Origin of the sequence: Sphingobium sp. AP50, from assembly GCF_900109095.1 — a bacterium.
Classification (GTDB): Bacteria; Pseudomonadota; Alphaproteobacteria; order Sphingomonadales; family Sphingomonadaceae; genus Sphingobium.
In genome coordinates, this window is sequence record NZ_FNYZ01000023.1 from 39,662 (window position 1) to 65,505 (window position 25,844).

The 25,844-nt window shown below is 58.6% G+C and carries 22 protein-coding genes and 5 pseudogenes; 14 read left to right on the top strand and 13 right to left on the bottom strand.

Annotated features, from left to right (window positions below):
- Positions 1-107: 107 nt before the first annotated feature.
- Positions 108-2,525 carry a GcvT family protein gene (locus tag BMY84_RS24780; protein WP_093087479.1) on the top strand — a complete coding sequence of 806 codons (2,418 nt, stop codon included), beginning with the start codon at positions 108-110 and terminating at the stop codon, positions 2,523-2,525.
- A 65-nt stretch (positions 2,526-2,590) separates the two neighbouring features.
- Positions 2,591-3,820: an MFS transporter gene (locus BMY84_RS24785; RefSeq protein WP_143075154.1), complete on the top strand. Its 1,230-nt coding sequence runs from the start codon at positions 2,591-2,593 to the stop codon at positions 3,818-3,820.
- A 114-nt stretch (positions 3,821-3,934) separates the two neighbouring features.
- Here the strand turns inward: BMY84_RS24785 and BMY84_RS24790 are convergent, their stop codons facing one another.
- The 7 genes from BMY84_RS24790 to BMY84_RS24820 all read right to left on the bottom strand — a co-directional run bounded on the left by BMY84_RS24790 (position 3,935) and on the right by BMY84_RS24820 (position 10,334).
- Positions 3,935-4,222, bottom strand: coding sequence for a hypothetical protein (locus BMY84_RS24790; protein WP_093087483.1), 288 nt, complete (start codon positions 4,220-4,222; stop codon positions 3,935-3,937).
- Entirely contained in the window at positions 4,180-4,602 is a 423-nt protein-coding gene (locus BMY84_RS24795) for a hypothetical protein (protein WP_093087485.1), read from the bottom strand. The genes BMY84_RS24790 and BMY84_RS24795 overlap by 43 nt, the downstream gene beginning before the upstream one ends.
- 31 nt (positions 4,603-4,633) lie before the next feature.
- Positions 4,634-4,945 carry a hypothetical protein gene (locus BMY84_RS24800; protein ID WP_093087487.1) on the bottom strand — a complete coding sequence of 104 codons (312 nt, stop codon included), beginning with the start codon at positions 4,943-4,945 and terminating at the stop codon, positions 4,634-4,636.
- 597 nt (positions 4,946-5,542) lie between these two features.
- Positions 5,543-6,514, bottom strand: a complete 972-nt coding sequence (locus BMY84_RS24805; RefSeq protein ID WP_093087489.1) for an ornithine cyclodeaminase family protein — start codon at positions 6,512-6,514, stop codon at positions 5,543-5,545.
- Positions 6,447-7,658, bottom strand: a complete 1,212-nt coding sequence (locus tag BMY84_RS24810) for an aromatic ring-hydroxylating oxygenase subunit alpha (protein WP_093087491.1) — start codon at positions 7,656-7,658, stop codon at positions 6,447-6,449. The genes BMY84_RS24805 and BMY84_RS24810 overlap by 68 nt, the downstream gene beginning before the upstream one ends.
- Before the next feature lie 106 nt (positions 7,659-7,764).
- Positions 7,765-8,763, bottom strand: a complete 999-nt coding sequence (locus tag BMY84_RS24815) for a dipeptidase (protein WP_177204185.1) — start codon at positions 8,761-8,763, stop codon at positions 7,765-7,767.
- Positions 8,764-8,771: 8 nt separating this feature from the next.
- Entirely contained in the window at positions 8,772-10,334 is a 1,563-nt protein-coding gene (locus BMY84_RS24820; protein ID WP_177204186.1) for a S10 family serine carboxypeptidase-like protein, read from the bottom strand.
- An 831-nt stretch (positions 10,335-11,165) separates the two neighbouring features.
- Between BMY84_RS24820 and BMY84_RS30905 the strand changes: the two genes are divergently transcribed.
- The 3 genes from BMY84_RS30905 to BMY84_RS24835 all read left to right on the top strand — a co-directional run bounded on the left by BMY84_RS30905 (position 11,166) and on the right by BMY84_RS24835 (position 14,554).
- Positions 11,166-11,609 carry a TonB-dependent receptor plug domain-containing protein gene (locus BMY84_RS30905; RefSeq protein ID WP_371262448.1) on the top strand — a complete coding sequence of 148 codons (444 nt, stop codon included), beginning with the start codon at positions 11,166-11,168 and terminating at the stop codon, positions 11,607-11,609.
- A gap of 406 nt (positions 11,610-12,015) precedes the next feature.
- Positions 12,016-12,579 (top strand): TonB-dependent receptor, encoded by a 564-nt coding sequence (locus tag BMY84_RS24830; RefSeq protein ID WP_093087497.1) that lies wholly within the window; start codon positions 12,016-12,018, stop codon positions 12,577-12,579.
- A 697-nt stretch (positions 12,580-13,276) separates the two neighbouring features.
- Positions 13,277-14,554, top strand: a complete 1,278-nt coding sequence (locus BMY84_RS24835) for a spinster family MFS transporter (protein ID WP_093087498.1) — start codon at positions 13,277-13,279, stop codon at positions 14,552-14,554.
- Positions 14,555-14,646: 92 nt separating this feature from the next.
- On the opposite strand, the gene BMY84_RS24840 is transcribed toward BMY84_RS24835, so the two are convergent.
- The 5 genes and pseudogenes from BMY84_RS24840 to BMY84_RS30645 all read right to left on the bottom strand — a co-directional run.
- The gene (locus tag BMY84_RS24840) at positions 14,647-15,213 is read right to left on the bottom strand and encodes a DUF1028 domain-containing protein (protein ID WP_256215435.1); all 567 of its coding nucleotides are present in this window, start codon (positions 15,211-15,213) and stop codon (positions 14,647-14,649) included.
- Between the two features lie 159 nt (positions 15,214-15,372).
- Positions 15,373-15,855 (bottom strand): hypothetical protein, encoded by a 483-nt coding sequence (locus tag BMY84_RS24845; RefSeq protein WP_093087501.1) that lies wholly within the window; start codon positions 15,853-15,855, stop codon positions 15,373-15,375.
- A gap of 61 nt (positions 15,856-15,916) precedes the next feature.
- On the bottom strand, positions 15,917-16,879 hold the full coding sequence (locus BMY84_RS24850) for a hypothetical protein (RefSeq protein WP_143075156.1): 963 nt from the start codon (positions 16,877-16,879) through the stop codon (positions 15,917-15,919).
- Positions 16,837-17,253 carry a hypothetical protein gene (locus tag BMY84_RS24855; RefSeq protein ID WP_093087505.1) on the bottom strand — a complete coding sequence of 139 codons (417 nt, stop codon included), beginning with the start codon at positions 17,251-17,253 and terminating at the stop codon, positions 16,837-16,839. Before BMY84_RS24855 ends, BMY84_RS24850 begins: the two co-directional genes overlap by 43 nt.
- Positions 17,254-17,933: 680 nt before the next feature.
- A pseudogene (locus BMY84_RS30645) lies at positions 17,934-18,230 on the bottom strand (helix-turn-helix domain-containing protein); the annotation flags it as partial.
- A 139-nt stretch (positions 18,231-18,369) separates the two neighbouring features.
- On the opposite strand from BMY84_RS30645, the pseudogene BMY84_RS24865 reads away from it, so the two are divergent.
- The 7 genes and pseudogenes from BMY84_RS24865 to BMY84_RS30650 all read left to right on the top strand — a co-directional run.
- A pseudogene (locus BMY84_RS24865) lies at positions 18,370-18,647 on the top strand (IS3 family transposase); the annotation flags it as partial.
- Between the two features lie 547 nt (positions 18,648-19,194).
- Entirely contained in the window at positions 19,195-19,647 is a 453-nt protein-coding gene (locus tag BMY84_RS24870; protein ID WP_093087508.1) for an anthrone oxygenase family protein, read from the top strand.
- 436 nt (positions 19,648-20,083) lie between these two features.
- A complete protein-coding gene (locus BMY84_RS30910) occupies positions 20,084-20,287 on the top strand; it encodes a transposase (protein WP_093087546.1) in 204 nt (67 codons plus the stop codon).
- A gap of 289 nt (positions 20,288-20,576) precedes the next feature.
- Positions 20,577-20,792, top strand: coding sequence for a hypothetical protein (locus tag BMY84_RS29450; protein WP_177204188.1), 216 nt, complete (start codon positions 20,577-20,579; stop codon positions 20,790-20,792).
- Between the two features lie 155 nt (positions 20,793-20,947).
- Positions 20,948-22,420: pseudogene (gene istA, locus BMY84_RS24885) on the top strand (IS21 family transposase).
- A complete protein-coding gene (istB, locus tag BMY84_RS24890; RefSeq protein WP_093087511.1) occupies positions 22,417-23,262 on the top strand; it encodes an IS21-like element helper ATPase IstB in 846 nt (281 codons plus the stop codon). The pseudogene istA and the gene istB overlap by 4 nt, the downstream one beginning before the upstream one ends.
- 538 nt (positions 23,263-23,800) lie before the next feature.
- A pseudogene (locus BMY84_RS30650) lies at positions 23,801-23,966 on the top strand (IS701 family transposase); the annotation flags it as partial.
- An 82-nt stretch (positions 23,967-24,048) separates the two neighbouring features.
- On the opposite strand, the gene BMY84_RS24895 reads toward BMY84_RS30650, so the two are convergent.
- Positions 24,049-24,492, bottom strand: a complete 444-nt coding sequence (locus BMY84_RS24895; RefSeq protein ID WP_218147025.1) for a MarR family winged helix-turn-helix transcriptional regulator — start codon at positions 24,490-24,492, stop codon at positions 24,049-24,051.
- Positions 24,493-24,617: 125 nt separating this feature from the next.
- Between BMY84_RS24895 and BMY84_RS24900 the strand changes: the two genes are divergently transcribed.
- Together BMY84_RS24900 and BMY84_RS30915 are read left to right on the top strand one after the other, a co-directional pair.
- The gene (locus BMY84_RS24900) at positions 24,618-24,986 is read left to right on the top strand and encodes an antibiotic biosynthesis monooxygenase family protein (protein ID WP_093087514.1); all 369 of its coding nucleotides are present in this window, start codon (positions 24,618-24,620) and stop codon (positions 24,984-24,986) included.
- Positions 24,987-25,343: 357 nt separating this feature from the next.
- Positions 25,344-25,473 (top strand): annotated as a pseudogene (locus BMY84_RS30915) (IS3 family transposase); the annotation flags it as partial.
- Positions 25,474-25,844 lie beyond the last annotated feature (371 nt).

Here is a 25,844-nt window from a genome sequence, read left to right on the forward strand (position 1 = left end):
AATCAGCCAAAACGGTAATGCAGGCATAATAGAGTGCGTGGTCGCAATGCCAGCCGCCGTCACATTTTTGCGGGGCGCTTGGCTGTCCTGAGTGGAGAAAGAATTTCATGAAAACGCATACGCGTGTAGCAGTGATCGGCGGTGGGGTCGTCGGGTGCAGTGTTCTCTACCATCTGACGAAGCTCGGCTGGACCGATGTCGTCCTGATCGAGCGCAAGGAACTGACGGCCGGGTCGAGCTGGCACGCGGCCGGGGGCTTTCATGCGTTGAACAGCGATCCGGGCATCGCCAAGCTACAAAGCTATACCATTGCTCTGTACAAGGAAATCGAGGAACTGTCCGAGCAGAGCGTCGGCATGCACATGACCGGCGGTCTCAACATCGCCGCGACGCAGGCCCGCTGGGACTTTCTGCGTGCGGATTTCGCTCGTCATCGTGTGCTTGGCCTGCAAACCGAACTGGTCGGGCCGGAGGAGATCAAGCGCCTTTGCCCGCTGATCGACGTCACCGACGTTCACGGCGCGATTTACGACACGCATGAAGGACATGTCGATCCCTCCGGCGTGACCTATGCCTATGCGAAGGCGGCCAAGCTAAACGGCGCGGAAATCTACCGACACACGAGGGTTATGGACCTGCAACCGACCGGGCGCGGCTCGTGGCGGGTCATAACCGACAAGGGGGAAATTGAGGCCGAGCATGTCGTGAACGCGGCGGGCCTGTGGGCGCGCGAAATGGGCGCCATGGTCGGCGTTCACCTGCCGCTGGTGCCGATGGAGCATCATTATCTGCTGACGGATGATCTGCCCGAGATCGATGCGTTGGATCATGAACTGCCTCTGATCCTCGATCTCGACGCGGAAATCTACATGCGTCAGGAGCGCAAGGGCATGCTCGTAGGCGTTTACGAAAAGGAAGCCACGCCGTGGGCTGTCGGGGGTACGCCCTGGGACTATGGCGAGACCGAACTGCTCGAACCCCAGCTGGATCGTCTGAGCGATGCTCTGATCAAGGGCTATCAGCGCTTTCCGGCGGTGGCGGAGGCAGGCATCCGTCGCATCGTTAACGGACCGTTCACCTTCACGCCTGATGGCAATCCGCTGGTGGGCCCGGTACCCGGCGTGCCTAATTACTGGTCGGCCTGCGGCGTCATGGCGGGCTTCGCCCAAGGCGGCGGCGTCGGTCTGTCGCTCGCCCAATGGATCATCGACGGCGAACCGGAGGTGGACATTTTCGCCATGGACGTCGCTAGGTTCGGTGACTATGCGACACCAACCTATGTGGCGGACAAGGCGAAGGAATTTTATTCAAACCGGTTCTTGCTGGCTTATCCCAACGAATATTGGCCCGCGGGACGTCCATGCCGGACCGACGCGCTTTATGATCAGCTGAAGGCGAAAAATGGCGTGTTTGGTGTCAGCTACGGTATTGAAATTCCGCTCTACTTCGCTGCGGATGGCGAGGAAGCGGTGGAAACGCCGACACTGAAGCGGTCCAATGCCTTTTTTTCGGTCGCGGCGGAAGTGGCCGGCGTGCGCGACGGTGTTGGCGTGTTCGACAGCTCGTCCTTCGCGAAATATGAGATCAGCGGGCCTCGCGCTGCGCAGGCGCTTGATCGGCTGATTACCAATAAACTGCCTTCTGTTGGGAGGATCAGGCTGGCGCCGCTGCTCGGAGAAACCGGCCGGCTGATGGGCGATATGACAGTGATGCGGCTGGCCGAAGACCGGTTCATGCTGTTCGGATCGGGCTATCTCCAAAACTGGCATGGCCGCTGGTTCTCCGAGCATCTGGCGGGGGCGGACGTGATTGTCCGCAACCTGACGAACGAACAGGGCGGCCTCATCCTGATGGGACCGCGTTCGCGGGAATTGCTGGAGCGGGTGACGGCGATGGATCTGACGCCCACAGCGTTTCCATTCATGGCGGTGCGCGAAGGCGATGTCGGTTTCGCGCCGGCGACGGTGGCGCGGCTTTCCCTGTCGGGCGAGCTGGGCTTTGAAATTTATGTGCCGGCGGTCAATCTGCGCTCCGTCTATGCCGCGATCGAGCAGGCGGGTGCCGACCTCGGTCTGGTGGATTTCGGGCTTCACGCGCTCAATTCCATGCGGCTGGAAAAGGGCTTTGGTGTCTGGAGCCGCGAGTTCAGTCGTGATTATATCCCATCGGCGGCCGGGCTTGACCGGTTCGTCGCATTCGACAAACCCGATTTTATCGGGCGCGACGCGGCACTGGCGGCCCGCGAAACGCCTTCAGCCCAGATGCTGGTGCTTATGACGGTTGATGCTACAGATGCGGACGCCGCAGGTTATGAGCCGGTCTGGCTGGGCGATGAGCGCGTCGGCTTCGTGACCTCTGGCGGCTATGGTCATCGTACCGGGACCAGTCTTGCGATGGGTTATGTCGACCGCGTGGTGGCAGAGAGCGATCAACCCTTGGAAGTTTCGGTGCTCGGCGAACGCAGGACGGCCCGGATCGTGCGAGGGGCGCTTTACGATCCGGAAAACCGGCTCGCTCGCGCCTGACCGTGAAGGAGGAGGGCGCCCTGCCTCGGCATGATCCGGACCGCTGGTATGTACTGCTGGTGCTGATGTTGGTATATACCCTCAACATTGCGGACCGCTTCGTCGTGTCGACTCTGATTGAGCCGATCAAGGCGGAGTTCGAGTTGAGCGACGGAGCAGTCGGTCTGTTGACCGGTGCTGCGATGGCGGTGTTCTACGTCGCGGCGGGCGTTCCCCTTGGCTTGGTTGCCGATCGCACCAGCCGCATGCGGCTTATCGTTTTCTCCCTGACCGCCTGGTCGGCGCTGACCGCCTTGTGCGGCATGACGCACAGCTTTGCACAACTGCTGGTAGCACGGATCGGCGTTGGCATCGGTGAGGCTGGTGGCACGCCGGCCTGCCAATCGTTGCTGGCGGACAAATTTCCGCCCCGGGCGCGGGGCTTTGCCCTTACCCTCTTTGCGTTGGGGGCCGCCTTGGGGGCGGCATTGGGTTCGTCACTAGGCGGTTATCTGTCCGACCATTATGGCTGGCGTACGGTATTGATCGTTTTCGGCGCACTGGGCCTGCCGCTCGCGGTGCTGGTTGCGCTGACCGTGCGGGAGCCGCAACGGGGACGGCTAGACGATGCACCCCTAGCGCGGACTGTGCGGTTGCGGACCACGCTGGCGTTCGTCGGGCAGCAGCGGTCGCTGTTGCATGTCATCGCGGGGGCGACCGTGGTCACCTTCTGGGGATGGGGTCTGCTGTGGTGGACTCCGTCTTTCCTGATGCGTAGCTACAACATGTCCCTCCAGCAGAGCGGCGAGCTTCTGGGATGGATGCATGCTGTGGGAGGAACGGGCGTGACGCTTGGCACCGCCTGGGTCATGAAGTTCCTCCAGCATCGTCATCCGCGCTGGCAGACGCGCTTCGTCGCGATCGCCACGGTCCTTCCGACCTTCCCTTCAACCCTGGCTTATGCCACGGTTTCACCGGGGGTCGCAATCGGTGCGATGTGGCTTTTCGTGCCGTTGATCTATCTTTATATCGGCCCGACGCTGGCGCTGGCGACCAATCTCGTTCCGGCAACGATGCGGTCGTTGACCTGCGCGTTCATTGTTTTTGCCGCCAATGTCGCCAATCTGCTGATTGCCCCGCTTGCCATTGGCGCGCTTTCCGACCTTGTTGCGCCGCATCTGGCCGACCCGTCCCATTCGCTGCGCTGGGTCTTGGTCGGGACCAGTCTGACTGGATTCTGGGCGGCGTGGCATTATTGGCGAGCCGCGCGGGGGTTGCAGGAAGAATTGGCGCGAGCAGGCACCGCGCACCTCTGACTGGAGCATCCTGCGAAGGGGTAGGAGAAGGTTCGCGCTTAAGAAGATGCTGCACAAGAACTGGCGAGCGCTTCACGCGTCTGATCAAACCGCAGCGCGCTCTAAGGGCGCGGTTCACTCACCCACCAGAGAAGCGCTCCTGGGTAGAGGAGGTGCTTGCAGGGTCCGCGCGATAAATGCCTTGGCATCCTTGTCAAACGCCTCGTGCGGAACGCATTGGTCTGAATCATAATGAACGACTGTAAGCTGGTCCTTGCGTTCGGCCGGAATCTGCGCCGCGACATAGTAGACGCCGACGGGCGGGCTGGCCCAGTCATAATAGCCTTCCCCGAGAAAGACGTGGACGCCCTGGGCGACGATTAGGTGAAAGGCCGGGAGGATGATCTCGATCCCGATGCCCACGGGCGCCTGTTCCAGACCCATGCCCCATTAGACCCGCATCCAGTCCGAAAAACCGTCTTTACCGGCCAGCCGCCACCAAATGGCCCGGCATAATAGTCGCTTGACGTCATACCCAATGTCCGGTTGAGAAGCGGACGCTCCGCCAAACCGGGATGGGCATTGCACTGTGGCATCAGCGCCGCGTCATAGGCGCCCGTCTGGAGTGGCCAGGCGATACGGGTGTTGTGGAAGCTGATCGATTTGCCTTGATCGCGCAGCAATTCGTTGGCGAGATCTTCCGCCCCGACCTTCAGGCCATAGCGTTCGATCACTTCGGGACGCAGGCCGGAGTAGCGCGCCATCTCGCGGGCGATCCGATGGCGGTCCTCGGCCGGGAGCATATTGCCCTTGGCAATGGCAGGCAGGTAAACGTCATAAGCCCATTCCCGCGCCTGCGCAGACGACTTTGTCGCGATCAGTCTGAAGATCGGCGGTCAGCTTGCCATGGGCTTGCGCGATCACGGCAAAACCAGGGATCAGATTGGCGTAATAGCTGTCGGACCCGATCGTCGCCAGACTCAAGCCCTCGGCCGACACGATGACGCCACGAATCGGGATGCCACGGCCAAGTGCCGCGTCGGCCACCATGATCGACCGAACGCTGGCCCAGCTGCCGCCGGTCAGGAAGATCGGCGCGTCGGTCGTCTGATAGCGTCGCAGGTAAAGGCGGACGATGTCCACCATCGGATCCCGTTCCGCCTTGATTCCCTAGAAAAGAGGCGCAAATTCGGGCTTGCTGATGCGACTATAGCCCGTCCCCACAGGATGGATCAGCACTATGTCGGTCGATGCCAGCATGGTGTCGGGATTGTCGATTAGGCTTGCCCGGCCATTCTCCGTTTTGTTGATTAGCGGAGTCGATTCGCTGAGCGATGCGGCGCCCCCGGCCCGCCTGGAAAGGAGAAGGTGACTGGACGGGGCGGAGTGGTATCGGGTTGATCGGCGGTATAGGAGACAAAATAGATATGGCAGTCTCTTACCGCGACGCGTCATCCAAAAGACGTAAAAAACCCGCACACGCGGTATAGCGCATTCGCCTTCCGTCCTGCAGCTTAACCACATGTCAAGTGACTGTGACATCGCCACGACCCGCTTCCACCATGGGGATGGATCTTGCCGCTGCAGCCAGCCCCGGCATAAGACCAGGCGCGGCAAGCAGCGCGGCTGCGCTCACCATCATGATGGCAATTTGGGTATGAGTGGTCTCTTTCCATTTGGAGAAAAGATCAATTTTCTCCCGCCGGTCCGCGCGACGGAGCGGACCGGCGGTGCAGGCTGCGGTCAGCGTTGCAGGGCTTTGCTGTGGACATATCCGGCAGCGGCCAGATCCTGCACCACATGGCCCAGCGATTTGTAGAGAGTGATGTCTTCGTTGGAAGTTCTACCATCGATCTGGCCGAGCAGGACCTCCCCAATCTCTGCGACGATATGATCATCGTCGATCAGCCCTGCTGCCTTGGCGTTCAAAAACTCAGCCCCGGCCGCCAGCACCGATCGTCGACTGTCCGCGATGAAGCGGCTACCGACGACCAGCGCGTCGTCGATCTCGACCGGACCGGCATGGCTGGATCCCACGATATTGACATGCGATCCGGGGCGGACCCATTCGCCCAGTAAGACAGGGGTCGCGGAACCGGTTACAGTGCAAATGATGTCGGCGTCCTGCGCTGCCAGCCGCCCGTCCATCACGGCGCGCGCCGGAACCCCCGTGGCCGCCTCCGCCCGAACGGCAAAGGCCTCCGCCGCATCTTGGCTGCGCGCCCAGACGATAATCTCGCTCAACGCGCGGACCTTCGCTATCGCCCGCACATGCGTCCATGCCTGCGCGCCGCAGCCATAGACGGCCAGCCTGCTCGCGTCCGGGCGGGCGAGCGCGTCGGTCGCGACCGCGCTCGCCGCCGCCGTCCGGATGTGCGTGACTTCGCCCGCGTCAGCGATGCAGGCGACCGTACCGTCGGCGCGATCGAACAACACAACGACACCCCGATGAGCCGACCGGCCGGGGTCGTTGCGGTCGGCATAAGCGGTGATCACCTTGGCGCCGAAACCATGCGGCGCTTCCAGCATGCCAGGCATCAGAGCGAAGAGATCGCCTGGCGCGAGCGGTATGATGGTGCGCAGCGGCTGTTCCGTGCCGCCCGCAGTGAAGTTGCGCATCGCATCTCGCACAGCGCCGATGCACCCTTCAAAGTCCAACAGTTCGCGAACCTGATCGGCATCGTAAAAGGGGATGGAGCGGGATGTGGACGTCATCAAACTGTACCTTTTTAATATAAATTCGGTCGATTCCGGAAATTTCATGCTGCGAAAGCAGGCTCTCCATCGTCGCGACATAATCGCAGACAAAGGCCGACATCCGAGCCTCCAGCGCGGTATAAGGCTCCGGCCAATAAGCGGGCGAAGCGACCCCCGCCGCATTTTGCTCCCCGATCGTCCTGTCCTGGCGCATCGTGACATTCCACATGAATGTCAGGTCATCCATGTGGATCGATGCAAGCTCGGCTTGCTCGTCCACCAGCCAAGTCAAAGCGACATCGGTGTCTTCAGGGCCGTGCGGCATGAACTGGAAAAGGACGATATGGTCGTTATAGGAACTTGCGAAGCAGAGTTGGTCGAAGTGGAAGGCCGTTTCGTCGCAATCATATTGATCGAATTCACCCATAAGAGCGGCGATCGCATCACCGCCGCGTGATGCGGTCTTTCGATCGAGGCCGATCGGCTGATGATAGAGGGAAATGTGAACCGCCTCTGTGCCGCCCTGTCCGCAGGCGCTGCCATAATAGGGGGAACCGCTCAACCCGGACCGCCATTGTGCCACGAAATCCTGCCAGCTGTCAGCGGCTGCGCTGTCGGGGATTTCTGAGATGGCGACAGGCCCATTCATGCGGAAATATGCGGGTTGTGCCGGCCGGCAATGATGACATTCGAAGAAGTTTTCGAGCACCAGGTTCAAGTTTGCGCGGGTGGGATATTTACGCTGCACCGCAACATTATTCCGGGCAAAGTCCTGATGGCGCATGGCTGGGCGCAAGGCCTCCCCGAGCGGCGCTAGGTCCGGCAGCACATCCGGATTTACCCTGTAGAAGATCAGACCCTCGACCTCGTGGCAGGTGACCGGGCGCAGGGCCAGATCCGCCGCGTCGGTGCCATTGGGCAGATCCTTAACGCTGTGCAGTTCTCCGGTCAGTCGGAGAGACCAGGCATGGTAAGGGCAGACAAGCAGCGGACTCTTGCCATCCTGCTTGCGGATTCTTGATCCGCGGCGGGTGCAGACATTGTGGAACTCGCGATAGCCGCCGGCGCCCGCATTTACCACGATGATTTCTTGTCCGAACAGAAACTGGACGACATGCGCGTCCAGCTGGGGCAGTTCGTGACATGGGCGACGACCGTCCATTTCCGAGAGAAGATCAACTGCTCCTCCAGCGCGCGAGTGCTCGCCTCGCGGTAGAAAGGGCGCTCCAAACACCAGCCGGGCCGATAGCAACTGAGCAGGTCTTCAATCATTTCCAGACGATTTTCGCCACGCGTAGAAAGTTTCCGCCCAAAATTCCTTTCAGCGTATCGCCATCATAACCGCGTTCGATCAAGATCGCGACCACCTGCGGCAGATCGCCGGGTGGAAGGAAACTGATAGAACCGTCATGGTAGCCTTCTTCGACCGGCCAATATTCCGGATTCTTCGCGACGATCTCATCAATATCTGCGACCTCTACCGGGAAGCCATAGTCCAGCCCCAATCCCACATGATCGGGACCCGCAACCGCGACGATATGGTCGATATGATCTGCCATGCGCTGCGCAAGTGGAGCTTCGCGCCCCAACATCAGATCAATGCCGTTCACGCCGATCACCCCGCCGGTGGCGGCGCAGGCCCGGATTTGTTCGTCTGTGATGTTGCGCCCATGCGGCGCCACGGCCTTGGCATTGGAATGGGAGAAGATAACCGGTTGCGCTGAATGGGCCATCGCGTCCATGCTGGTACGATAACCGGCGTGACTGACGTCGACAAACATGCCGACGCGGTTCATCTCTTCGATGACGGAGCGGCCGAAGGCTGTCAGGCCGCAATCCTCGTCATGGCATCCGCCGCCCGCCGCCGAATTGCGGTTATAGGCGAAATGCATTTGGCGCACGCCTAGATGATGGTAGAATTCGACCATTTCGATGCGTTCGTCGAGCGCCGCCATTCCTTCAAGATCGAAGCTAACGGCCAGCCTGCGCTCAGCTACTGCGGCGGCGATGTCGTCTGCCGTCGATGCCAGCCGGTAGAGGTCCGGCCGGGCAATAATGCGGTGCCGGAAATTGGCGACAGTCCGCACGCATTCCTGCCAGGGCATGAGATCGAAGCCGACATTGATTGACAGATAGTCGACCCCGGCGCGGCTCCAGATTGACAGATTGTCCAGATCCGCAGCCGGATCAGGCATGAAGCCGGAATGGGTGTCCCAAACAAGGCTGTTTTCGATTAGGGCGCTTGCCCGCTGTTCAGCGTCCATCATACTGTCTCTTACTGTTTTGCCGCTGGCGGTACCTGCGGATAGCCGCGCGACGCGACCGGACGGCCCGTCACGAAGGCGCGGATGTCGTTGGCAAAGGCCGCGCGGCCTGCAGTGTCCGAATAGAGCATATGCCCGCCGCCGTAGCGCGCAAAGGTGATGCGATCGGCTGGAACATCGATCTGACTGAACAAGTAGTCGGTCGCACCCATCGAACTGGTAGTGTCAAACACGCCCTGCGTTACCATGAGGCGCATTTGCGGTTGCACGCGCATCTGTTCCTGAAGGACAATGTCAAGCAGTGGGGCGGGTGGCCTGATATAGGACCAGGTGTCTTCGAACGCATAAGGGTTGGGGACGACCGAACGGAACGCAGGAAGGCCGCGAGCGCCCAGGATTTGCGCTGCGTAGCGTTCGCTGGCAATCGTGATGCCACGCAACGCGCCTTCCCAGTCGCGGTCCGCATCCTTGGGCGCTGCGTTCAGTGGTTCGGTTTCACGACCGTCGAATTGCCCCAGCGCCAGCCCTTTGTCGGCCAGCATCTGCTGACGCGGATTGTCGATGCGCAGGCCTCCGGCAAGCCACGTTTCCGCGGCTATGCCGGTCAGCCCGGCTAGGCGCGCCGCAATCTGCCCGCGTCGTTCATCATTTAGTCGGTTCCCTGCCAGCAGCGCCGGGGCATATTCCTCCAGTTCGAAATGTTGCGCCGCCTCAACAGCCTGGCTGAGCGTCTGGCTGCGGTTATCGATCAGACCATGATACCAGCCAAGGGCGGCAATATCCGGCAGGCGATAGGCTGCCCGCAGCGGATCGGGCAGGCGTCGTACACTCGATTCCGGCGGCCCATTATAGGTGATCGCCTGAGAAATCAGGATTAGGCCCGCCACCCGCAAGTGGGGGGTGGCCGCCGCCAGATCGCGCGAGAGCATCACCGATCGGAGCGATCCATAGCTTTCGCCCGCGATGTAGACAGGCGCGGTCATGTTGCCATGATCGGTCAGCCAGCGAAGAATCACCTGCGCGAAAGCAAAGGAATCGCCGTCATTGGACCGGAAGGTCAGCGGATCGCTGCCCGGCAGCGGACGGCCGAAACCCGTTTCCGGCGCATCGATGAAGACAAGATCGGCGACGTCCAGCACAGTGTCACGGTTGTCGACCACGGGCGTGTTCACGTCGGCAATGGCAGCCATGTCGAACTTAGTGAAGCGCTGCGGTCCGAGCGCACCGAACATAAGGGTGTTGGATGCCGCGCCCGGGCCGCCGTTGAAGATGAAAATGACCGGACGAGGAGATTGAGAGGCCTTGCCCTTCACGGTGAAAGTGTGGACGAACATGCTCGTCGCTGGCTTGCCTTTTCGATCCTTAACCAGCATTTCCTGCAGACCCGCCCGATAGCGGATCGATTTGCCGCCGAACGTGCCCTGACGCCGCGCTTCGAACTTTCTTGGCCCAATGTCTGCCATGAAGGTGAGTGCTGGCCAGCTGGAGGAGGACACTGCGGGTGTCGCAGCCGTGCCAACGGGAGCCTGCCCCGCGCCATTTGCAGCGGTCGCAATCAGTGACAGACCAGTCATAACAATGACGATCGCCTTATGTCTCAAAATCATCCACCACCCTTTTGCGACAGGCCGGCACTGGCGCCCGGACCACGTCGGACATCAACCCCATCCATCACGATACACAAGTGTATGAGCTATGCAACTGCCTTTCTTAGTCCTTCTTTCAACTTGCTTTAACGCCATTTGATCGTCGGTCGCTGCGGCGTCGATCGGGGTCTTTCACAGCTTCGAGATTGCGGAAATCCGGCGGCGTCTAGCCGTACCCGAGGTGCCCACTGGGTGGAAGCAGGTTGGTGTGAATTCGAACCGGCTGCGCAATTAAGCTGTTCAAACTTCCATATTCGATCTTTTGGCTGTTTATTTCCTGGCTAGTGAAAGGTGAAGCCCTCGTTTTCAGTTTCTGTGGTACCGGATGGCTTGATCGTTCGAGAAACGCCTCACCCCAGCAGGGACGGCGCTGCCAGCAACGCTCGAAACGACGACGCGAATATTACAGCGAGATGCGATATTAGGCGCCTAACAATACATGTATGTATCTTATCCATTCTTTACGCTTGCAGGCAGCCAAAAGGGGGGCGGGAGAATATTTCGGGAAAACATACTATGCGCTTTGCTGTTAATATTGCTCTTGGAGTTTCAACGGCTATCGTTGTGCTTTGGGTGACAGGGGCCGCCTCGGCACAGACGTGGCAGAGGCTTCCGCCGCCGGTGACGAAAATGTAGTCACCGCGCAAAAGCACGAAGAGCGTCTGATCGACGCTCCGGTAGCCGTCAGCGCGGTTACCTCCAGCACGCTAATCGAACAGAATCTCGGTTTCATCCGCGATTTCTATACCCGCATCAACGATATACAGCTCTGCATCAACACGACGCGGGATATCGCTGCGTGGCATCAACACCGACGGCGGGACGAATCCAACCGTCTCCGTCCTTATCGACGATGTCCAGTTCGGATCTTCGACCTATCTGGGCAAGCCGCCGCTTCCGGACCTCGACCCCGCGACCTTGAAGCGGGTTGGAGTGTTGCGCGAACCGAAGGGAACACTAACTGATGCGTCGAGTCTTGTTGGACTTATCAAATATGTGACCAAGGGTCCGAGTGCTACGGAATTTTTAGGCTTGGCCGAAGCCGGCGTGAACACGGTCGGACGGGCGGGAAGGCTGGTCGGTTCGCGGATCGCTGAACGCGCCGATCTTACGGGGCAAGATCGGCATGATCGTCAGCGGCTTTTAACGCGACGATACGGGTTACATCGACAGCATTTTTCGGGAGGCGAACTGGTCGAGTAGGTCAACAAGAATGGGGTCTATGGTGGACGCGCTGCGCTGATCCTGCGTCCTATCGACATTCTGCCGGTGACGCTGTCGGCATTGTATCAAAGCAGAATTCCGCCGAATTCGCCGCGATCGCGATATGCTCCAGCTATCCGACGATGCTGACCATCGGAACCATGACGCCGGTCGTCTACGAGCCCCGGGGCGTGCCCAATCCTCGGACGTCGCGTTCGGCAGTCGTGCCATCGAGCAACGAAGTGCAACTTCGCACTGCGCGTCTCCCGGTTGATCTCGAATCGATGCAGGTCGCGTCGATCACTGCATGGCCCCTAATGAGAGAGCCACGGTCAACGATTCAACCGCCCGTTTCGGGTCGCCCCTGCTGGAGCGGGTCGGAGTCCGCCCCACTGGCGGAACCTACTTGTTCGGGGAACCGATCCTAACGAACAAGTTTACGCAGGAAATCCGCTCCTCCAATCAGGGAAGTGTCGCCGAGTGGCTGGCGGTCGTGTTCTATACTCATGAACGCACCAAACTCACGCAGTCCATCGACCGCACCGGCAACGCGCCCAATGTCACGGTCTTTAGCGGTTCGAGCATTTCCAGCTATGCGGAGAAAGGCGCCTTCGCCGATCTGACCTATCATGCGACCGAAAAGTTTGATGGGCAGGGCGGTATCCGCTATGCTGCCAAAGGACAGTACTATCGGGTTCTCAGTGTCGTCGATACCCCCGTCCAAGGCGTTTTCGGCCCGGGCGAAGACCATCTGTTCACGTCGAAAGAAGACGCGATCATCTGGTTGCTGACCCCGACCTATCTATATACGCACGATCTGATGCCCCATCTGCGCGGAGCGAGCGGCTATCGTGCGGACGGCCCCAATTCCAACACGCCGGGCGTCGCGCCGTCGTTCCGTTCCGATACCGTGATGAATTATGAAGCGGGCATAATGGGCAAGTTGCTAGCGAAAGCTTCCGTCTTTTAAAGAATCGGGTCTGACCTATGACGTTGCCGGCCCCGATCGCGAGGCTCTACTGGGTTCGATCTGTCAGGTAAGGCGCGGCAATGATATTGTGATCTTCACCATTCACGCGCATCGAACTGTCAATGGCGGTCAGGATCATCTCGTCCAGGGTAATAGTCTCGCGCCCGCTGATTCTGATATTCTTTTACGATAACGAAATCGACACTTGAGTCTATGCTTTGTTGGTGATCGTGCTGACCTAGTTCAGGAAATTAAGGTCTACCATGCGTGTCTTATATTCTAAGGCCTCGGCGGCCTGTTCTTTGGATGCGACAAAAGCCGGGCCATTCACTGGTTTGACAGCATCGTCGCCACGTCATTATATCGCGCTAGAAAGCCATATTGCATCAAATTAGATCGGATTTTCCTGGCGGAGGCGCTGGATGATCGTCCGCACGCGCTGCAAGGGGGCTTCCATAACTGGCGACCGTACCCGAAGCCGCAAGAAACTTGCGCGAAGTGGAGAAACGGTCGCGATGGTACGGCACCGCGATTCGGATTGAAAATGGCGTGGGTTTCGTCCGACTTGACGGCAAATGACGGCGCCCACGCCTTTCTTATTGAGTTAACGAGACATAGGTGTATCGTTGATTTCCTAATCTAGTGACGAGATCAGCTCAATGTCCAACCACTTACCCATGTCCGGCGTTTCATTGTAATGACAGGCAACTTTCCCGCACGTCCCGTGCTGTTCGTACTGACATTGTTCATTTTCGTGAACTATCTGGATCGCTATGCGCTTTCCATCCTGCTTGAGCCGATCAAGCAGGATTTGGGGTTGTCGGACACACAGATCGGCCTTCTCACTGGAGCGGCTTTTGCGCTGCTTTATTCCACGCTGGCCATTCCAGTTGCTCGTCTGGCCGAACACTGCAATCGCATGCATGTTCTGCTCGGCGCGATCCTGATCTGGAGCCTCGGCACGGCGCTATGCGGGGTGGCGGGAACTTTCGTGTCCTTCTTCCTCGCCCGCATGCTGGTCGGCAGCGGCGAGTCTGGGGCCGTGCCGCCTGCTCATGCGATTGTCGGCGACGCCTTTTCGATCGAGCGGCGGGGCACTGCGCTCGCGATCTTCAGCCTTGGCGGCGCGCTTGGCACCGCGCTCGCCCCGATGGTGGCAGGGCAGTTGGAAACGCATATCGGTTGGCGGGGCGCGTTTCTGGTTCTCGGCTCGCTGGGCTTGCCGGTGGCGCTTTTGCTGCTGCTGATCGTCAAGGATCCGCCACGGGGACATTCGGAGGGGTTGTCTCCGGTGAATGTAGCTCCGCCGCCGCTGGTTCTGGTCGTTCGCCGCCTGTTTAAGCGGCGCTCCTTCGCCCTGTTGATACCGGCAATGGTTGCTCTTGGGCTTGGCGAATATAGCCTGTTTCTTTGGCTTCCTTCCTATTTCGTCCGCAGCTTCGGCAAGTCTCCGGCGGAGGTGGGAATGTTGCTGACCCTGTATCAAGGCCTGCCGCTGCTGGCTGGCACATTGTTAGGCGGGCTCGTCAGTGATCGGTTGATCCGTCGCGACCGGCGCTGGCTGACATGGCTGCCTGCGCTTGCCTGCACGCTGGTCGCAGCTGGCAGTGCGCTGATCTTTCTCACCTCCGATTTCCGTTGGGCGCTGACTTTGCTCATCGTTCCGTCGACCGCCTGCGGTCTCTATCTCGGCCCGAGCTATGCGGCGATACAGGCGCTGGCGGGCGCTCGCTCGCGGGCCACGGCCACGGCCATATTGACCTTTGCCGTCAATCTGCTGGGATTGGGGCTAGGGCCGTTATTGATCGGCGGGACAAGCGATTTGCTCAAGGCGCGATTCGGGGATGATTCTTTGCGGTACGCCTTCTTCCTCGTCCCGCCGCTCTATCTGCTCTCCGCGCTGATCTTCCTAATCGCCGCGCGGTTCATGCTTGCAGGCATCCGGGAGGCGGAAGCCGAAAGCCGTCTGGAATGAAGCGGGTTTATCAGCGCCTCGACTGCTTGCGCCAAGCGTCATAGCGCAGCCGCAATGTCTGGACCGAATTCAGGCTTTCGCCCTTTCCCGGTTCAATCGCATCCGCTCCCACCCCTAGAGGCGACACATAAAGCTGAACGGAGAAATCTGATCGGACAAATCCTCCGCACTGGCGTGTTGGAGTCCGCGATAACCAGATAGGCGAACTTGGAATGGCGATGATTGCAGGGCTCGGCTTGACCCGGCGTCGCATCGAGGCATTTGCACCGCGTGTCGCCACCCGCGCGCTTCCCAGCTTCAAGGGCGGCCACAGCGCGGTCGGCCAAAGCACCTCGCACCTGCTTTAATGCGGCCGTCATGGCAGGTACGGTCGCTCCTGTCACCGTATTGCCCGGCATATGTTCGGTGCGATCCTGCGCGTCTCGGCGCAATTTCAGACCCGAAACCGCCGTAATACGGCCTTGGACGTCAACGATTCCGAACTGGTCCATGTCGAATTGCGGAACGGCCTTCGACTTGTCCGATATGGCTGCTGGGGCCAAGCCCTGCTTCAATCCATCCGCGATCACCGTCTGGTTCTGCAACGATGAATCGACATAGGCCTGCGTATCGCTAACGCCTTTGCTCGGCACCATGACCGTCTCTAGCTTGCGCACCATCACGGCATCGACCTCGACATAACTCGACAGGGCCCTTGCCATCTGGGCTGGTCTTGCTGTCAAAGCCGACTGCCGATCATGGGGCCATGGCCGGAGAGGGAGACAAAACGATTGCGGGGCTAGTCAAGATTGCCGACGAGAGGAATATTGCGTTCCGTTTCAAAATGGCTGCCCCTTCTCTGCTAAATTCTGAAAATCATCCGGAATATCGTGCGAGACTAGATAAGCGCGGAGCGCATTTTCGATCCCGGCCAGCGCATCATTGTCAGGTGCTGCCGTTCCTGCCGCCGACCGTTCCAGATACTGTGCCAGCATCTCTTCGTGAACCGTCAACAGCCGCATAAGATCTTTAAGGGCCCGGGGAGCTGCAATTTCCATCTGCCGGAACCGCTCAAGGGGCGCAACCAAAGCGGGAAGGCTGGCGAGAACGAAGCTCCGCCAATCCGTGAACCGCGACGCCACTTCCGCAGCGCGGGCGTCCGCAGCGCGTCGGGTACCTAGTTTATCCCGCCCGGGTAATGCGTCGGCGATCGCCAGCCCCATTAGATATTCCACGCGGCCGATCGCCTCGAGTTCAGTCTCATGGTCCGGCGCGTCGGACAGAGCGGCCCTCAGATGACGCATCAGCGCCTCACCGAACAATTCTCCCTCCCACGTTCGGTTCAACTCAGCGCCGAATGAGACGGGAGGGCGCGCCAAGGGATTACTGCCCGCCGATGAAACTGCGAATGTCGCATACCAGAAGCTTGCGGGCGGCGGGGTCGTCGGAAATCGTGTGACCGGCGTCATAATAGCTGAAATCAACGCGATCCAGCGGCACGCAGCTGTGCGCGAAGCTGTAGGGCGCGAGTGTTGGAGTTACCGGGAAATCATTATGGGCAGCCGCGATCACTATGTGGGCTTTAAGCAGAGCAGCCGTGAAGCAGGCATAGGCGGGCGCCGCGTCGAGCGCCAGATTGGCGTCCCAGGATGTCGCATGGGGTCGCCAGTCCCAGCGGAAATTCAAATCCAGCGTCAGGACGATATAATCGCCGGGCGCCTTCGCACCCATTTCGCGGAAATGATCGGCCACCGGCTTCGAAATTCGGACATTTCCTCCTTCGAGGCCCAGCGATGGATCATCTTGTGCTGCGTCGCGGGCCGGATCCTTGACGGTGGGCACATTTCCCGCTGCTCGACTGTCAAGCCTGCCGACGATCGTTCCGGGGACCAACTTTTCGAGGAAGGTCTGGGAATTGACCCGCAGATTTGCATCGGCGATAAAGCTTATGGGCAGGCCGATGATCTTCGACACATGCTGCGCGACGCGGTCCTGGTCCGCCGGAGGAAGTCCAGACCGCTTGTGAAGCGCTGTCACATAATCACTCAGTGCGATCCCGGGAGACAGGAGAAAAACGCCACGGACGTCCAGATCGCTGAGGGTCGAGGCCAGGAAGCCGGCCAGATAACCGCCATAGCTTTTACCGGCAATATAGATCAGGGAACCGCTGCGACCGTAATCGGCGAGCCAAGTTCGTATCAAGCGCTCAACCGATTCGACGTGGCCCTGAACGCTCCAGAAGGTCTGGCCGCCTCCAGGGTACAGTTCGCGGCTGAAACCGGTGCCGACCGGGTTAATCATCACTAAATTAGCGATGTCGAGTAGCGTATCCGGATTGGGTACCAAACGCGTTGGTTTTGCCGTCCCATCCGGTCGCGTGTCGATTGGCTCAACAAAGGGCTGGGCTCCTCCTCCAGGTGATCTTCCGGGCCAATCAGGCCAAAGTTCAATGGCATACTAGCGGCGCTCGGGCCGCCGCCAAAAATAAAAATGACCCGCCGTTTCGCGGCGACTAAGCCGCTGCGCTCATGGCTGATAGTCGATATGCTTGCCTGCGGCAGTCCGCTGATATCCTTCAATATGATTTGAGACCACAAAGCTTTGTAATCAATAGGGCCGGTTGGGGTCTGCACATGCCGGATTTGGGGAGACGTATCGGACTGCGCCTGTGCGGCGGAGGCGATGGAAAGCAGGATCAACGGTGAAATGCGATAGAGCATGGTCGTCCTGTAGTCGATCAACGGTTGTAGCGCGCACAATACAGTATTGTATTTTAGTGGGCAAGGCCGTTTCAAGAGAGCACCGTTTTAGAGATCAAAATTTAGCCTATGGTGAGCCTATGGACGGCGGACATCCATCCAATTTTTAAGGTTTAACAATATCTTACGTTCGGCAAATGAGCATCCGGATTGAGGCGATGCGGGTCAAAGCGATAGACAAGATGACGGACCTTTTTTAAGCTTGGGCGGGGCATCGGTAAAGCCAAGCAAAGGTCCATTCGACCAGTTGCCCCGAACACTGGCCGCGATCCGCCCGCCTATTCCGGCGGCCCAATTCGATCGATAACATGGCGCCGCTGCCCAATCATTTATCGTTTTATTTTGTGTGGCGCGGAAGGTTCGGACGGTGAAGCGCGAGGACCGGTCAGCGTGGTCGGAGATGCCAAGTTGACCTGCGCGCTGCTCGGCCGGCCGATGCACCATGACGATATCATCGGAACCGGCACCCCGCCGAAAATCTAGCACGTGCGGACGACCAGGCCAGATACTGTGCCCGTGAGACGCGGCGGCACAGCATTTGCGCAGATAAGCCCGACGGTCATCGCAAGTGCGGCGCTGTTGAAGAAGTGCACGGTAAAAATCGGCGCAAAGAGAAGCGAGGTGTCAGAGTGCGCCAGTATCAAGCTGCCGCTTCTCGTGGCAGCATTACGCTTCAACTCGCGCGAGATCGTACTCGGTGATCGCCCAAGCTTACGGGCGATGGCGTTGATGCCGGTTCCCCTGGCCACTTCAATCGCTATATCTTCGCGCTCGGAAAATGTCAGATAACGCCAGATGGTCGGCTTTGCTGATGGCGATACATGGGTTGGCGGCATACCTCCTGCTCCCCGAAACCAGCGCACGCCAACCGGTGCTGAAACGCCCGCATCCATTGCAGCGTCCTCGCTCGATCTGCCACAAGCGATCGCTTGCCAGAAGCAGCAGACGTTCTCACGCTGCTATCCGGGCGGATGGCCAGGTGAACGCAGCTTGCTGCGCGTACAGCGATCCGAAGCACGCTTGTGAACCTTCATTGCAACCTCCTTCTAAAGGGTGTTGCGACGACCGGTTGAATCCGCCCAATATACCAGTGAGCGGTTCCAGCGCCTGATGAAGGACAATGGCGTCACCTGTTCCATGAGCCGGTCCGTCAACTGTTGGGATAATGCCGGGATGGAAAGTTTCTTCTCATCCCTCAAAACCGAGCGGATCAGGAGGAAGGTCTACCGATCGCGATACCAAGCCCGAGCCGATGTGTTCGATTATATCGAGAGATTCTATAATCCGACACGCCGACACTCGACCTTGGGCATCTCAGCCCCATCGACTTCGAACGGGAAGCTGGTGTAGCTTGAATGAGCTTATCTTGGTGTCCGCCAAACCGGCAGCAGCTCATTGACCCAAGGGGCCCCAATCAGAAGCCTCTTAGACTTATGGGGGGCATTCAGCTGATCCATACCGCTGCCGGATAGCCTTGGAAGTCTGGAATCGAAAAGATGCCGCAATTTACAAGGCTCCCGATGTAATGTCCGAATGGATCTAGCGGCTGTGACCAACATCGTATGCTCTAAAGCACAGCTTTCATTAATTGAAGAAACGCCGTCACCGCATGTCACGGCCCCCTTCATCGAGCCGATTTTGCAGCGGTTTTGGCTTAGATGAGTTCCACTCCTGAATAAGCGTTCCTCATCGATGCGCCGGTGCACGCCCGGAAGAAACACCGCAAACACATCCCTATGGAGGCACGCACCGATAGCGATTGAATCGCCGATCCAAAGATATTATGTAGGCTACCTGTTGACCTGTGAGAATGTGATAGATAGCTCTGCTCGGGAAGAGCCAAAAGTTCGATGTGCAAGCCTTGTTGGTCGCAACGGCCGGTAGGCGGGATGGGGAAGAAATATGTCAACCGTGCAACTTAGCGTCTGGGTCATGCTCGTGTTTGGCGGGTTGTGGGCGGGCGGTATCCTCATTTTCGCGGTAGAACGAACCAATCTATGGCGGCGGATGCCTATGGACCAATTCTCGGTAGATTTCCGCCGCTCTGTTTTGCGTGTAGATCCGATGATGCCGATCCTGGGCGGGATATCGGGCATATCGGCGCTCTCGGTCGCCATTCTGAGCGACGGAGGAGTACGGTATCTTGCCGGTGCCAGCGTATTCCTGATGGCTCTCGTAATTGTTGGGTCTGTTGTCATTGCCGAACCTATGAACACGCAGTTCCGTAAGCTGCCAGAGGGGCAGATACCAGAAAATGCATTGAAGATGAGAGATAACTGGCGTGTGTTTCATCTTGTTCGGACCATTGTCGCAATAGCGACGCTGGCGTGCATGGCGGCTACCGCCAGCGTGTGATAGGTTTCTGCGGTGACGCTGTCATCATATGTCGAGTTGGTTAAATGGTGAAGCTAGCAGTGTGATACAGGATTTTCTGTAGAAGCAATATTCAGCACCATTTTGGCAAATTGTGTTTTTGGAATGCCTGCGCGGGGGGGCTGAAATTATACATAGTCATGGTTTTGGGGAGCTGGTCATGGCTATAGACTGGATCAAGGATCTTGGTGATTGGCTTGTGCCTTTTCTTTCCACAATCGAGCTTAATACCCAACGGACGACGTGTTAAACTTACATCGCTGGCTTGATCGGCCGCAAGAACGGAAAAGCGTTCAGTCGATGCATTTAGTTATGATCGCCTCTATTACTTCATCGGCACTGGAAAGTGGAACACCTCTCCGTTGGAAGTCGCGCGGTGGGGCCATGCTAACGCTGTGTTTGGCGAGCCCATGCGTGGCTGACCATTGACGACACGGCCGAGCCAAAGAAAGGCAAGTCTACGATCTGCGTTGCTGCTCACCATGCACCGTCTCTGGGCAAGTGCGCTAATTGCCAGTCTCTGGTTTCCACGATACTGGCGCACTCCAACGCATCTGCGTCTCGAGAGCGCAGCATATGGCCGGTCATGAGGTCTGGATGGTCGCCGTGCCTGGTCCAATGACGAGCGAGAATACAATTTACCGACCTGAACTGATGCGGTGGATGCCTCCCTTCATCCGGCATCGTATGATGCTCAGTAGCGCCATGGCGGCGCATGAAGGAGGAGTATATGGCAAATGCACATATGCTGTCGATCGACCTGGCCAAGCGCAGCTTCCAGGTCTGTGCGACTGATCGAGCAGTGTCGGTTCTATATAATCGGACAATCTCCCGGTCCAAACTGGAGGCACTGCTTAGGGAGCAGCCCCGCAGTATTGTGGCTATGGAAGCCTGCGCGACGAAGATGGATCGTGCGCAAAGGCGTTCTCCCCGACAACTGGTTGGAACGCATGATGGCTCGCAGGACCAGGATGGTGGTTGCCGTCGCACTGGCAAATAAAATGGCGCGAACAATCTGGGCGATGATGACCCGCGAAGAAGACTACCGTTTGGCATGGCGTAGCTTGCCGCGCGACAATCAGGATGAGAGAGCAGCGTCAATCAAGATGAGAATCGCCACCTGCTGATGCGGCGTAGGGCGTAGCCCGGAGCCGGGTCAGCAGGTGGCGATGTCGCCCTTTCCGGGGCGTTTCTGATGGTTGCGGCCGGTCCGGTATTCAAAGGCATAACTTCGCGAGAGGGGATGTCGTTCATGCCGGGCCGCCACGTCAACGATCATCAGATGAGGCTCTACATGAAGCTCCGACATACCCATGCCGTTCCGATTGCCGCCGCCAAGGCTGGTATCAGCACGGCGACCGCATATCGCATCGAGGGAGATCCTCGGCTTCCCTCGCAAAGGCAGGTCCAGCGAGAACGGCGACGCCCGGACCCGTTAGCCGGGATCTTCGACTAGGATGTTGTTCCCATGCTCCAGGCTGCGCCTGGTTTGCGGTCAGTGGCGATTTTCGAGGAGATATGTCGCCGTCACCCTAAGCTTGATGGGCGCATCCGGCGCACATTGGAGCGAAGGATCCGAACATGGCGGGCGATCCATGGTCCTGAGCAGGAAGTGATCTTCCGGCAGGTGCATGAACCGGGACGGCTTGGCCTGTCGGACTTCACCGAGATGAGCGATGAGCACGTAACGATCGTCGGCGTGCCGCTCGATCATCGCCTCTACCATTTTCGGCTGATATGGTCGGGCTTCGAACACGTCCATGTCATTTTGGGCGGCGAGAGCTATGTCGCGCTTGCAGAAGGGTTGCAAAACGCCCTGTGGGCCGTCGGCGGTGCCCCGGTTGAGCATCGCAGCGATAGCCTGTCGGCCGCGTTCCGCAACTTGGACGCCGATGCCCGGCAAGATCTGACGCTGCGATATGACGCGCTGTGCGAACATTATGGCATGACGCCGACGCGCAACAACCGCGGCGTTGCCCATGAGAATGGCGGGATCGAGAGCCCGCACGGGCATTTGAAGGCAGCAATAAAGGACGCGCTGCTGATGCGTGGTTCGCGAGACTTCGATGAACTGGCGAGTTACCGGCACTTCATCGACGAAGTCGTCAGCCGCAAGAACCGGCGCAACGGCCCACGCATAGACGCCGAGCGTGCGGTATTGCAGCCCCTGCCTGGCGCGCGCACCAGCGATTATGAGGAGACGATCGTCACGGTCACCTCCACCAGCAGCTTCACGCCTCGCAAGGTGTTCTATACCGTGCCCTCACGGCTGATCGGGCATCGGCTGCGCGTTCGGCTTTACGATGATCGCCTCAATCTGTTCATCGGCGGCACTCACCTCATGACATTGTCGCGGGGGCGGTCGTTCAATAACGGCTCCCACGGGCATGTGCTCGATTATCGGCACGTCATCCATAGCCTGCGGCGCAAACCCATGGCGCTCCTGAAGTTGGTTTATCGTGACCAGCTCTTCCCAAGGGAGCCTTATCGTCAGACCTTCGACCGGCTCATCGCCGCATTGCCTGAACGGATCGCTTGTCGGCAGATGGTAGAACTGTTGGCAATGGCGCACGAAAGAGCCAGCGAGGCCGAACTCGCGGAACTGCTGGCAGCCGACGTGGCTGCTAACCGTCTCCCCGACATGGATGCCTTGCGAATACGCTTCGCTCCCGATCCGGCGGCGCTTCCCGACGTGGTGGTGGAACTGGTCCTCCTGGTCACCTATGATCTTCTCCTGGCGGGAGAAGCCGCATGAGCCGGAACGCACCCGCTATCGACGCCCAGCGTCTGAGCCTCATCCTCAACGACCTGCGCCTGCCAGCAATCAAACTGATCTGGCCCGACTTTACCACGCGGGCAGACAAGGAAGGCTGGCCTGGGGCCCGCCTGCTTGCGGCGCTCGCTGAGCATGAGATCGCAGAACGGGACCGACGCCGGATCGAAAGGCATCTGGGCGAAGCCCGCCTGCCACCTGGCAAGACTCTCGACAGCTTCGCCTTCGATGCAGTGCCAATGATCTCCCGCGCCCGGGTGACGGCGCTGTGTTCTGGTGATGGCTGGCTCGAAAAAGGCGCCAACCTCATCTTCTTTGGTCCACCGGGTGGGGGTAAAACCCATCTGGCTGCCGCAATCGGCCTTGCGTTGATCGAAAATGGCTGGCACGTCCTGTTTACCCGCACCTCCGATCTGGTCCAGAAACTTCAGGTTGCCCGCCGTGAACTGGCGCTCGAAGCCGCGATAGCCAAACTCGACAAATATCACCTGCTGATCCTCGATGACCTCGCCTACGTGACCAAGGATCAGGCTGAAACGTCCGTCCTGTTCGAGTTGATCAGCGCACGGTACGAACGGCGTTCCACGCTCATCACCGCCAACCAGCCTTTTGGTGAATGGAACCGGGTATTCCCCGATCCTGCCATGACGCTCGCCGCCGTGGATCGCCTCGTTCACCACGCGACAATCTTCGAGATGAATGTCGAGAGCTACCGCCGCCGCTCGGCGATCCAACGGCAATCACGCGCTGGTCGGCCACCGACCTTCGCGACAATCAAGTCCAACGAGGAAATGTCGCGCAGCGACAATCGCACCTGCGAGTAGCGCTTGCCAGCGTCAATCAAAGCAGGCACCACTTGAAAACCGCGACGATCAGTTCTCATCCTGATTGACGGAAACTTCTCATCCAGATCGCCGCGCCATAACTGATACTATGCGGCAAGGATTACAATGTTCACGATGCGGCTAACCAGTCCCGGGGCGAGAGCGAACCAGCTCGCTGAACCGATGTGGCCCAGATCGTTCGAACTGCATAACCGCCCGTGGCGTCAGCAAGCCACACCATAGGCCTGACACACGAGCGATGAAGCGCTCTGCCGAGCAAAATCAGAAAATCGCCTTGCAATCTGGGAGGCATCCACACGCGACCCTGCTCGATCAGTCGCACCGACCTGGAAGCTGCGCTTTGCCAAGTTGAGACAGCATATGTGCATCTGCCATATGCTCCGCGCTCATGCGCCGCCATGGCGCTACTGAGCATCACACGATGCCCTATGAAGGGAGGCATCCACCGCATCAGTTCAACCTGCCTGCCGACATACCGATCAAGTAAAAGGCTGTAGAAATCAAGGGATCCATGGTCCGATGGATCTGCGAGCAGGCCCATCAGCAACTCGATGAAGAGCTTCGTCTCGATCACTCGAGGGTGATCGACGACTGGGCTTAATATACACTGCGTGGTGACGACGAATGTCGCCTATGCTTTTCTGCAAGCCCGGCGGCTATCCATTGCGAACGAGGAAAAGAAAAAATGGCCCAGAGCCTCGCTCAACTTGCTATCAATCCGGTAGACCATCAATGAATGGCTTCCCCCGGGCGGCCTACCGCCGATCAGTCCGGGGAGTCGGATGAGCCCTGCCGTTGCAGCTTCCCTATGAGCGATGCCATGACACGCTGCGCGGCTTCAAGGTCCGATAGCGTCAGGTGTGCAGCCAGGTGGGCAACCTGGGGATAATAGGCCAGCAGCGCCGTCTCGTACCGACGGCGCCCTTCGTTAGTGAGCTTCACCAGTTGTGAGCGCCGATGATGGGGGTTGGGTTCAAAAGTGACGATGTTATCTTTCAACAGGTCGTTCACAATACGCTGAACATTCTGGCGATTTGCGCCAAGATCGCGTGCCAGCCATGCGACCGATTGCGGCTTCTCTGCAGCAACGATTGTACCAAGTATCTGCCATCGCGCACTTGTTAGACCCATGGGCGCGACAAGGCGGTCACCCCAGGCCAATGTCAGATTTGTCGCACGGAACATCGCAAGCAACAGATTGGTAAACATGTCGCCTTTGGGAGTGTGAGGATGCTCGTTCATATGTAACCATGGTGTCATGTTGACATAATGGTGTCAATAATCTATCTAGGGGGGGTGCCAATCTGTCAAGCTTCGAACGGGAGTCGTTCATCATGCCACAATATCGCTCTATGGATCCTGCCTTTCCGATCGAAAAGCAGATCGGTATCGCTGCCGCTCCGGTCATTCTGATCAATCTTTTCCTGCTTGAGGAGCAGGATGAAGATGTTTTTCTCGAGGCCTGGAAGGACGATGCGACCGTCATGAAGCGCCAGCCGGGTTTCATCTCGACGCAATTGCATCGGGCCGTGGGCGCCAGTCCCGCCTATCTCAACTACGCTATCTGGCAATCGACCGATCATTTTCGCGCCGCTTTCCACAATCCGGAGTTTCGCGAAAAGCTGTCAGCTTACCCCTCCTCGGCCGTCGCAATGCCCCATCTTTTCCAGACAGTCGGGGTCGATGGCATTTGTGTTGCCTGATTGTTGCGTGAGTTAGCCTTAGGCGAAAAGAGCGGGGTAAAGCTGCTTGTCAATTTTATGGCTGTTGTCGGGAAAGCAGCCTTGTTTGGCGTTCTGCTGGCTATCGGCCTCACGCGCGTGTGTATCTGGCGGGGCATTGATCCCGCAGGTTTTCTCCGTTCGTTTTGAGACAAGCGCGCCGCAGCCAAAAATTATTAACGTGGTGGCAACATGAGAACATCTGATTGAGGAAGGCCTGAACAGCAGACAACTATTGATGGTGTAGTGATTTGCTCCAGATGGGCGACATTATTGAACTGAATTCCCCTGCGGAGTGGCCCAGAGACTAAGATAGTCTGGGTCACGAAGGGAATTTTAATGCCAAGCAAGAAGGACAGGCCGGAGGAGATCATAGTAAGCCGCGTGAAGTCGAGATGGTTCTGGCGCAGGAACCAGCACATCGGAGGCGTGGCGCCGGATCGCGGTCGGTGAGCAGACCTATTATCGGTAGGCTAGGAGTGCCCAATGGATATGATATCGAGGCGGCGGAGCTGATTGCGGTAAAGAGATCACAGATCAACACCGGTTAAAACCGGTGGCTCGCAAAAATGAACTTTGCGAATTTATCGCTGTCATTCCGCACGGGGTAGCGCCTGCCGCATGTGGTGCCGTTGAACCCAGATGTGATGCAAGCTGTCGCTTGGTTCGTCAATACGCTTGGTACGATCATGTTAGACCATATTCGCGATGGGTTAGAAGAGGAGATACATGCCCGAAGCGTTATTGGGCTGAGGCAAGAAGATGAGCATGTCGATCACCATACTGTCCTCGTGATCAAATCGAACACGGTCGGCCTGCGACATATCCACTTTCAAAATG

Bases quoted from the DNA above. Each gene is read 5' to 3' on its own strand.
- BMY84_RS24810 (WP_093087491.1), bottom strand. From the start codon at position 7,658: ATGGACGGTCGTCGCCCATGTCACGAACTGCCCCAGCTGGACGCGCAT.
- BMY84_RS24895 (WP_218147025.1), bottom strand. From the start codon at position 24,492: ATGTTTACCAATCTGTTGCTTGCGATGTTCCGTGCGACAAATCTGACA.
- BMY84_RS24795 (WP_093087485.1), bottom strand. From the start codon at position 4,602: ATGCTCCCGGCCGAGGACCGCCATCGGATCGCCCGCGAGATGGCGCGC.
- BMY84_RS24815 (WP_177204185.1), bottom strand. From the start codon at position 8,763: ATGATGGACGCTGAACAGCGGGCAAGCGCCCTAATCGAAAACAGCCTT.
- BMY84_RS24840 (WP_256215435.1), bottom strand. From the start codon at position 15,213: ATGGTGCGCAAGCTAGAGACGGTCATGGTGCCGAGCAAAGGCGTTAGC.
- BMY84_RS24870 (WP_093087508.1), top strand. From the start codon at position 19,195: ATGTCAACCGTGCAACTTAGCGTCTGGGTCATGCTCGTGTTTGGCGGG.
- BMY84_RS24785 (WP_143075154.1), top strand. From the start codon at position 2,591: ATGTTGGTATATACCCTCAACATTGCGGACCGCTTCGTCGTGTCGACT.
- BMY84_RS24780 (WP_093087479.1), top strand. From the start codon at position 108: ATGAAAACGCATACGCGTGTAGCAGTGATCGGCGGTGGGGTCGTCGGG.
- BMY84_RS24855 (WP_093087505.1), bottom strand. From the start codon at position 17,253: ATGCTCTATCGCATTTCACCGTTGATCCTGCTTTCCATCGCCTCCGCC.
- BMY84_RS24820 (WP_177204186.1), bottom strand. From the start codon at position 10,334: ATGACTGGTCTGTCACTGATTGCGACCGCTGCAAATGGCGCGGGGCAG.
- BMY84_RS24800 (WP_093087487.1), bottom strand. From the start codon at position 4,945: ATGGTGGACATCGTCCGCCTTTACCTGCGACGCTATCAGACGACCGAC.
- BMY84_RS24805 (WP_093087489.1), bottom strand. From the start codon at position 6,514: ATGACGTCCACATCCCGCTCCATCCCCTTTTACGATGCCGATCAGGTT.
- istB (WP_093087511.1), top strand. From the start codon at position 22,417: ATGAGCCGGAACGCACCCGCTATCGACGCCCAGCGTCTGAGCCTCATC.
- BMY84_RS24835 (WP_093087498.1), top strand. From the start codon at position 13,277: ATGACAGGCAACTTTCCCGCACGTCCCGTGCTGTTCGTACTGACATTG.
- BMY84_RS24900 (WP_093087514.1), top strand. From the start codon at position 24,618: ATGCCACAATATCGCTCTATGGATCCTGCCTTTCCGATCGAAAAGCAG.